The following is a 5,030-nucleotide window of genomic DNA, read 5'->3' as shown; positions in this document are numbered from 1 at the left end:
CATTCATTTAATGGAATAAAATTATAAGGAGCTTTAGCAAAAAGCTTAATTTGACTATTGTGTTTAGGCTCGTTTTTTATTTTTTGTTGAGCAGTCTGCTTATTTTCTTGTATATTACTTTGAGTAGTTGTTTTAGTATATTCTATTCCATCAATTATAATTTTTGAGGGTAATCCATTTATTCTTTCAACTTCACATTCTTTTCCATTAATATCTTGCGGCAAATTAAATCCATGCACTTTTAAAGGTTTTCCATCATCAAAAGTTAATATATAATCATACCCTTTTTTAGTTTTCTGTATACTTATTTTAGCTTTTTCCATAATAATAACCTCCAAATATTAAATAATTGATATTTTTAAAAACCTACTGTCAACAAAACCAGCCTGTCCAATTTCATTATATCCTATATAATTTCTCGTATGTAAAACTAATCTTTTCTTATTATTGTTTATATCATCAATTAAGTTATTTCCTATAAATTCCTTCGGTACTATATATCTAATTCCTCTTTTTTCATAAACTTCAATAAATTCATCTTTAATTTCAAATTTAGATCCATACATTACCTGATCTGCATCAATATATTCTACCATCTCTCCATTTTTATTACTATCTAGATCTTCTCTATATCTAAATTTAAATTTATTTCCTGACCTCCAAATATATAGTTCTTCATTTTCATTAAATATCCTCAATTTTTGAAGATATCTGTTAAAATCAGGTGATTCGTTATTATAAAATTTTATTTCCCCATTTCGTATTATTCCAAATAATACTGCATAATCAAGCCAGCATACAACATAACCATTTTGTATTTCTCCTATTTCCTTAATAAATGCATCATAGTTTAAATCATTATTATCCATATCCCTTGCTTTAACTTTTGAGAATGTTACTTCAATTTTATATATATCATCTAACATCCCAATCCCTCACTTTTTTAGAAAATTCCTCGACAAAACCTTCTAATATCTGTTTATCGCTATCATTAACTACTATTTTATTTGTCTCGTCATTATTGGTAGATTTTCCAATAATATGTTTTTTCCCTTTATACTCAATTTCTATATTTTTACCTTTTAAGATTCCTCTTCCTATATTTTTTTCTCCGCCAATAGGCAAATCTTCATTCCATAAGTCTTTCAATACTAAAAGTAAAAGCCCAATTTCCCAGTCTTTTGCATCTTTAATTTTTATTTTTAATTGTACATTTTCATCGTTATGCCAAAGAGGTTTAGATTGAAATAAAGCTCCAGATATTGTCCCCCCTGTAAATCTATCAATCTTTATTCTCGTCTGCTCTTTTTCAATCACATTCTTGACTTTGCTTTCATCAATAATTATTCTACTTTTGTATTTAGTCTTTTCTTTATTTTCTGTATCAGCCCAGCCAAATAATTTTTTTAAATCATCATTTTCTTCTTGATTATTCTTACATAATGTGTTTACAATCTTAAAAGCTCTCGATCTTATCGCACCTTTTAGTGAAGTTCCAGTTAAAACTTCTTTTCCATTGTATTTTATATGTACTTTATCCGGCTCATCGGGATCTGTTGTATATGAACTTATGATAAGTGAGCTTTTTATGGAAAAATACGCATTAATAATACAATCAGTATTATCTTTTTTAGGAAGTATATCTATCTTGCTTAAATCAAGTTTATCTTCTGGCAAATACTCGTGCTGCAAGAATTTCAAATAATTTACTCCATCTTTTGGAAAATCAAATTTTAATATCCGAACATTTTTTAAATTAAACCTGCCAAATCCTTTAGTGGTAAATGCACCAAACTGAGCCTTCCCGGCTTCCAACTCAGTAAGTATAGTTTTTAATATTTTTAGAATCTCAATTTCCTTATCTTTAAAATTTTCTCTTATTTTAATTTCAGCTTTAAATTCAAATTCTAAATCTTTATTAACTATTTCATAATCATATTTTGCTTTTTCTTTTGCAATTCCCTTTTTTTCATCTATTGCTACACCATCCCTGACAGTTATTAAGTCCTCTTTGGGGTTGTCCATAATTTTTAAATCACTAACCATGAAATGGCTCTGAACATCAAAAGTATTCTCTTGATTTCTATTTTTAGAACCCCAAAAATACTCCCATATTTCTTTATCTTCTTCTTTAAAATTTTTCGAAATATGGTGTCTTAGTGCCCCCACAAAAGAAGTCGCAGGAATATAAGGGTTACCAATCTCATCTTTTATAATTTCTATATCAATAATATCTCCTTTACCTGTTCCTATAACAAAAGGTGAAGTATTTTCTAAAACACCTTTTATGATTATAGTACTTATAAGCTTAGAATTATCAATCATTTTTCTTCTCCTCCTGTTTTTTTAAACAGTCTTAAATATCTTAAAAAACTAACCCAGTATGTTTTTGATAGTTCAAAATGGTCTAAATCCAGAGATAAATCTTTTATAACCTCTGATAATCTATTATCAAATATAATTTTATTTGATTTATTATTAAAAACATCTAATTCGTACAAATCATCCCATAAATTTGTATCTTTTAAAGTTTCACCAGCAGGCTTTTTATCTAATTTGCTTAATTTTCTTCTCCAATCATCAAAATTACTTGTTTCTGACAATATTCCTTCAATACGCCCTATAAGATTGTTAGAGATCTTTTTCTGATCTTTGAACTTCCCTGCTCTTTCAAAGCCTTTATATTTTATAAACTCCTTTATTTCTCTATTTACAATATCACTTATAATTAAATATGACTTTTGAGGATATATATGCCTAAATTTTTCTTTTTCGCCATCCATGTCATATTCTTCATTTAAATCCCAATATATTTTTACTCTACCAAAACCTAAATCGGTTTTCTCTCCAAATCCGTATATTAAAAGATTATTTAGTTTTTCTTCTAAGTTATCACAGCCTTTAACTATAATTTTAAAAGCTGATCCGGGTGAATAAGCTAATTCACGAGTATTTTTCATTCCCCAAATACCTACGAAGTTTTCAACATATTCAGTTCTTGCAATAATTTTTTCTACAATAATATCACAATCATTAAAATGTTTCTTTAGATAATTTTTTAATGTCTTTTCAGAGACCTCACTAAAACCCCAATCGTTATGTAAAATAATAGGAGAAATTGCTACTATGATAAATTCTTTATCCTCAATTTCTAACATATCTGTATCTTTTAAATCGCCAAATTCTATTTTTACTAAACCATATTGGGCACTTTTTGACCTACCAATAAAAGAATTAAATTTCTCTTTAAATAAATTTTTTATTCCTTCAAGATATCCCTCGTCTCCTATAATAAATCCTTTAAATTCTTCTCCTTCATTTATTGCTTCATAATAAAAGATATCTTCTCCTGTACTATGTCCTTTCACTCTGTCTCTTGTATTGTGAAAATAAAATGTTGTTGATATGTCATAAGTATATATTTTATCATCAATATAATAAATCATTCTATTCAATGGTTTTGTTTTTATATCGTTAGGAACTTCTTCTAAAATATTGTATACTGGATTGGAATCTTTTCCTTTTTCTTTATGCAAATATAGAGCTGGATAATAAATTCTATGATTTTTAAGTGGATAAGCAGGAGTTACTATAATATCACCTCTTAAGAACATGTTATAAAAATCGTTATTCTTATGTGCAATTTTACCTAAACCAAGTTCATTTATAAATTTATTTGCAAATAAACCTCTAATTGTTGTCGAAGGTATATATTTTTCTGTATATATAGTGTTTTGCTCACCTATTTCTTTTGCTATTAAAATTGGTGATAGTGCAGTTATCTTATAAGGTAATATTTTTATATTTTTACTTTTATTCCCTTGAAATTTTAAATCAGAGTATTTAATCTCCTCTGTTTTGTCTATACCATTTTTTAAATCTTGAATAGCTTTATCCAAGTTGTCAAATTCAATACCTTCAATTGAGCATCTTATCTCCCCAAAACCACGATTTCTTGATGTCCCAATTCTCTTTAGATTAATTACTGCTAAGTATAATATAGCTTTTTCTTTTTTAGTTAAAGGGTTTATTTCATATAGTTCACCTTCAAATTTGAGACCAGGTTTTAAAACTCTAAATGTCCTAAGTGAGCCTTTCTTTGCAATTCCATTGTCTTCTTCTATAGAAGTTTGCTGTCTTATAGTTGTATAATAAGATGTAATTTTTAACGAATTAACAAAATTTTTATATAGACTGTCATTATCATTTTTTAAGTTTTCAATTTCTTCTTTTATCTCCTTATAATCATTTATGTACAAATTACCTATATGCAACTTACCTTCTGTAAAACCATCTTTCCCAAATATGCTGTTAACAATTTTATAATCATTTATACCTAAAATATCACAAACTTCTTGAGCACTCTCTCTCAATACTCCTTTTATGCGTCTTGAAGGAATATAGGGAAATCCAAAATCATCTAATACTACATCGCTATCAATTATTCCTGCACCTTCCCCAGAACCTGTTAACGTATATGATAATAAGTCTATTTTAATCTTCATAATAATCCCTCCGGATAAAAATCTATAAGCTCTATAGCATCAAAATATGGTGTCTCCCTGTTTTGCCATATCTGTTCATGATAATACATTCCTTTTATCTGTGGTAGATTTATTCCTTTAACTTTTAATTCTTCTACAAAAATTTTTCCATTATCTTTATCTGTAACTTTGAATAGTATTTCTCTTAATTTCATCACTTTATTTTTAGGAATATTTTTAAACTCTTTAATAATATTCTTCAAATTTTCTATTGTTTTTTCATCATTTATTGAATCAATTCTATAGGGTCCAAAATGGAGCTTGCCATTTACAGTAGATAAGTGTTTATTGAAAATATCTTCTAAACTGCCACTCCAACCAGATGAAGAGATAAAAAAGTCAATATACGAACCATTTTCTTTTCTTGATATCTGTTTAGCTCTGTCAGTTAAATCTTCTGCTACTATATAAGCTCTATAAAAAGGATATTTTGTCTTTACAATACTTACTCCTCCACATGCAGACAATGATTCACTATTTATGCTT

At 27.4% G+C, this 5,030-nt stretch carries 5 protein-coding genes; all 5 read right to left on the bottom strand.

Translation table 11 applies throughout. The features are described 5' to 3' along the window. A partial coding sequence (locus tag JG780_RS10670; protein ID WP_287570621.1) for a hypothetical protein occupies positions 1-323 on the bottom strand: 323 nt, incomplete at its 3' end. 18 nt (positions 324-341) lie between these two features. Continuing rightward, a complete protein-coding gene (gene csx19 / locus JG780_RS10665) occupies positions 342-926 on the bottom strand; it encodes a type III-D CRISPR-associated protein Csx19 (protein ID WP_012269230.1) in 585 nt (194 codons plus the stop codon). Next, on the bottom strand, positions 916-2,325 hold the full coding sequence (locus tag JG780_RS10660; RefSeq protein WP_287570620.1) for an RAMP superfamily CRISPR-associated protein: 1,410 nt from the start codon (positions 2,323-2,325) through the stop codon (positions 916-918). The genes csx19 and JG780_RS10660 overlap by 11 nt, the downstream gene beginning before the upstream one ends. Continuing rightward, positions 2,322-4,505: an RAMP superfamily CRISPR-associated protein gene (locus JG780_RS10655; protein ID WP_012269228.1), complete on the bottom strand. Its 2,184-nt coding sequence runs from the start codon at positions 4,503-4,505 to the stop codon at positions 2,322-2,324. Before JG780_RS10655 ends, JG780_RS10660 begins: the two co-directional genes overlap by 4 nt. After that, positions 4,502-5,030: hypothetical protein (locus JG780_RS10650; RefSeq protein ID WP_287570616.1), on the bottom strand; the 529-nt coding region annotated here is incomplete at its 5' end. The genes JG780_RS10655 and JG780_RS10650, both read right to left, overlap by 4 nt.

Source organism: Thermosipho sp. (in: thermotogales) (assembly GCF_020054775.1).
GTDB classification, from domain to species: domain Bacteria; phylum Thermotogota; class Thermotogae; order Thermotogales; family Fervidobacteriaceae; genus Thermosipho; species Thermosipho africanus.
This window is presented reverse-complemented; position numbering and strand designations above follow the sequence as displayed.

Excerpts from the sequence above, each read along its gene's own strand:
- JG780_RS10660 (WP_287570620.1), bottom strand. The coding sequence starts at position 2,325 with ATGATTGATAATTCTAAGCTTATAAGTACTATAATCATAAAAGGTGTT.
- csx19 (WP_012269230.1), bottom strand. The coding sequence starts at position 926 with ATGTTAGATGATATATATAAAATTGAAGTAACATTCTCAAAAGTTAAA.
- JG780_RS10655 (WP_012269228.1), bottom strand. The coding sequence starts at position 4,505 with ATGAAGATTAAAATAGACTTATTATCATATACGTTAACAGGTTCTGGG.